This window comes from uncultured Cytophaga sp., from assembly GCF_937863595.1.
GTDB lineage: Bacteria > Bacteroidota > Bacteroidia > Cytophagales > Cytophagaceae > Cytophaga.
The window spans coordinates 1-3,670 of sequence record NZ_CALMGQ010000047.1; the positions used below are offsets into that span (position 1 = coordinate 1).

The 3,670-nt window shown below is 32.8% G+C and carries 3 protein-coding genes; 1 reads left to right on the top strand and 2 read right to left on the bottom strand.

Annotation, left to right across the window (positions count from 1 at the left end):
• Positions 1-92 precede the first annotated feature (92 nt).
• Positions 93-2,015 carry an OmpA family protein gene (locus Q0543_RS03530; RefSeq protein ID WP_299249202.1) on the bottom strand — a complete coding sequence of 641 codons (1,923 nt, stop codon included), beginning with the start codon at positions 2,013-2,015 and terminating at the stop codon, positions 93-95.
• A gap of 69 nt (positions 2,016-2,084) precedes the next feature.
• Here Q0543_RS03530 and Q0543_RS03535 point away from each other — a divergent pair, with 69 nt between their 5' ends.
• Complete coding sequence (locus Q0543_RS03535) at positions 2,085-2,363, top strand: hypothetical protein (RefSeq protein WP_299249205.1); 279 nt, start codon at positions 2,085-2,087, stop codon at positions 2,361-2,363.
• Positions 2,364-2,439: 76 nt separating this feature from the next.
• Here the strand turns inward: Q0543_RS03535 and Q0543_RS03540 are convergent, their stop codons facing one another.
• Positions 2,440-3,492, bottom strand: a complete 1,053-nt coding sequence (locus Q0543_RS03540; protein ID WP_299249208.1) for a type IX secretion system membrane protein PorP/SprF — start codon at positions 3,490-3,492, stop codon at positions 2,440-2,442.
• Between the last annotated feature and the right edge of the window lie 178 nt (positions 3,493-3,670).

Consider the following 3,670-nt stretch of genomic DNA (forward strand, 5'->3'; position numbering starts at 1 on the left):
ATCTGAAGCCTTTCTGTTTTTTTAGCACTTCGTAAGCTACATTTTGTTCTTTTTTCTAGAAACTAGAATCTAGCAGCTCGTAACTATACTTTTTAATTCTCCAAAATTTTAATCTCCGTTCTTCTATTCAACTGTTTATTTTCTGGTGTATCATTTGTTGCTACTGGTTTTTCTTCTCCGTAACCAACATACTTGATTCTTGTTTCAGATATCCCTTTACTAATCAAGTAATCCATTACTGCATGTGCTCTTGCATCGGATAAGATTAAATTTTGAGCAGCTTCTCCATCACTATCGGTATGGCCAGAAACTTCAATTTTTATTTTAATATTTTTCGTTAATATATCAACTAGTTTATTTAATTCTGCTTCTGATTCAATTCTAAGTGTCGCTTTATTTACATCGAAGAATACGTTATTCAATACAATAGTAGATCCAATATCAATTTTCTCTAAACACAATTCGTCTTCAATTTCTTTAAAAGTTTCTAGTTTTGGTATATCTATATTTTTTGAATGGAACAAATATCCTTTTGCTTCAACTGTAATCGAATAGTTTTTACCTGCAGGTAGTGTCACAACATATTTACCCGTTGAACTATTGGACATATACGACCCAATTAATTTACCTGTTTGGATATCTGTAACCGTAATTTTAGCCTGAATAAAGTCGTGTGTGTTGCAATCAGAAATTGTACCCTTCAACAAAACCAATGCTGCTTTGGCTTCTGGACGTTCTAACATGTATAAATCTTTATCGCCAAATCCTCCTTCTCTTGCAGAAGAAAAATATGCACGTTTATTATCTGCCGACCAAACGAAATAGATTTCATCGCCAACAGTATTAATAGGATATCCCAGATTTGTAGGAATAGAAGACGTTATTAAACCTTGACTAAATTGAATTGTAGATTGAAAAATATCAAATCCACCCATAGAATTATGACCTTGAGAACTAAAATAGAAAGTCTTACCATCTGCATGTAAGTAGGGCGAAAATTCATCTTCTGAAGTATTTACTTCTTTACCCATGTTTATGGGAGCAGCCCATGTTCCGTCTGTATTTCTTTTCGACCAATAAATATCCGTTCCTCCGAAGCCACCTTTTTTATTCGAAACAAAAAACAAATAATTACCATCAGCAGAAAAATTTCCGCATGCCTCCCAATAGTCTGTATTAATGGACTTTCCGAAAGATATAGGTTTCCCCCATTTTGTTCCAGACAATTGACTATAGTACAAGTCTCCACCTCCATCATCCTTATATATAATCATTGTTTGACCTTCAGATGAAATCCCAACACAGGCATCGTGATTTGCAGTATTAATCGTTTGATCTAATTGTACACTTTGTCCCCAGGCATTTGTTGGTGTTTTGGTAGACATATAAATATCTTCAAAATAATATCCATCCATCTCGGATATTATACCTCCTGTTGAATTAGATCTACGCGAGGTGAAAATTATTGTGGATTCATCTGCACTAATAGCTGGATTATAATCTGGAAATTCAGAGTTGATGTTTTTACCTAAATTACTTATTTTCATTACAACCGGTTTGGCTATAAGAGATTTGGCATTGGCACAATATGTCAAGTATTTATTTGTTTGAAGAAGCAATTCTTTATCTGAAGGTCTTAAACCACTCTTAAATTGCGTTAAGCTTTCTATAGCATCATCAATTTTATTATTAGCATGATATGCAACTCCTAAGTAATACTCTAGCATCGGATCCTTTATCCCAGCTTTTTTTGCAGGTAATAGATATTGCAATGCTTTATCGTAACTATAGGTATTTATATAGCACAATGCGATGGAGTAATTAACTCCAGGATCTGTTGGAACAAATTTGTACGCAGATAAATATTGATCCAATGCTTTTAAATAATTTGCTTGGTCATAAAACGTCTTCCCCGCTTCTAAATAATTTCGGGCTTCTTTTGGCATGGATTGAGCAAATGAATACTGTATACTCAAGAACATGACTACTATAAAGAAATATCTAGATTTAAACATTCTGTTTCTATTGGTAAGAAAAACTAATTATGTTAATTTGCGTTACAATAAATAAAAACGCATTTGGGAATGAAAAGGTTATTGATTGGAACGTTAATGTTAGCATCTTTATTATCTTGTTTAGGTAAGAAGCAATATTATATGAATAAAAAGCAAAAGTCCAAGCAAGAGGGTTTTCATGCCAATCAAGCCAATAAAATTGTATCAGAAAACGAAAAAAATAAAACTGCAAACCAAAAAGCTTCTGAAAAGAATAGACAAAAAACAAATGAAGCTGCTGCAGAAAAGTCCAAAACTACAGGTAAATCAAAAAAACCGAGTGGTGAATTTAAATTCTACTTCCATTAATTAAAAATATTTCTCATACTGATATAATGAAAAATCCCGCCATAAGCGGGATTTTTCATTATATCAGTATGTTCTTTTAATGTTTGTAGAAACTTGGACATGGTAAACGTCTCATTGGTTTATGTTTTTTAACAGGCTTGTGTATGTAAGTAATATTAAACTCATGTGATCCGCCTGGCCCGGCAGCTGTCAATTTTGATATTGTTAAATCGTAGCTGTATCCAAAACTCCAAGTTTTATACATCCAGCCTAATAAAAATACAACAGATTCTCTGTTAGGAATTTTGTAATCCTTGTCATAATGTTTGATAGGAATACCTCTATACCACACACCAGCCATTAATTGATTGTACATTCCATATAAACCAATATCCAACTGATCTGATTTTCCTTGAGATTTATAATGAAATGTTGGTGTAATGCTTATTTCTGATTTATCTTCTGTATAGGCCAAATACTTACGCTGAGATAAAGGGATTTTATATCCCCCTGTCAACTGAAAATTCATTGGTAAGTTATCTTTAGTAGCACCTGCAAAAGATTGTACAGGTGTATTTAAGTGTTCTACAGAAAATCCACCCCACATTCTATCTGAATATACGAGTGTACCCGCACCAATATCTGCATATAATTGATTTTGAATACCTGTTGGTTGATTCGTAGGCCCCCCAACAAAACCATTTGGGTCGTCAAATTGGCCAGGGAATCTTAAACCATTATAATTCAATGTGCGCTGTATACCAGATGCTTGCAATCCTAACCGTGCCGTAAATGTCTTGGAAACAGGTATTTCGTATGAATATATAAATGAAAATTGAGTAGATGAATATACGCTTGAACCTTGAATATCATGTAGTACTTGAAAGCCAAGACCACTTTTATATTTAGCTAAATATGTATCTCCAGAAGCATAATATGTTTTATAATTCGCATCTAAGCCCAACCACTGTAATCTAGTATGTACCGTTGCCCTAGGTGCGTGTACACTGCCAGCAAATGCTGGGTTGTGATACAGTGGTACTGCATAGAATTGAGAGAACTGAATATCTTGCGCTTTAGCAGTATTGCAATAAAAAGTTGCAATTATTGCAATTAATAGAGTAAACCGTAAATGAAATTTACTAAACATGAAATCTACATTAAGATTGAAATAGTGTACAATATACGAAAATATACATTCGTAAATCTGAATACGAAATTAATTGATAATTGTTTAATTTTTTGAATTAATTTTATAATAAACTGAATATCTTACACAATCATAAATTATCTAATTTAAAGACTTTGTAATTTTTCACTTCTACTTA

Excerpts from the sequence above, each read along its gene's own strand:
- Q0543_RS03530 (WP_299249202.1), bottom strand. The coding sequence starts at position 2,015 with ATGTTTAAATCTAGATATTTCTTTATAGTAGTCATGTTCTTGAGTATA.
- Q0543_RS03535 (WP_299249205.1), top strand. The coding sequence starts at position 2,085 with ATGAAAAGGTTATTGATTGGAACGTTAATGTTAGCATCTTTATTATCT.
- Q0543_RS03540 (WP_299249208.1), bottom strand. The coding sequence starts at position 3,492 with ATGTTTAGTAAATTTCATTTACGGTTTACTCTATTAATTGCAATAATT.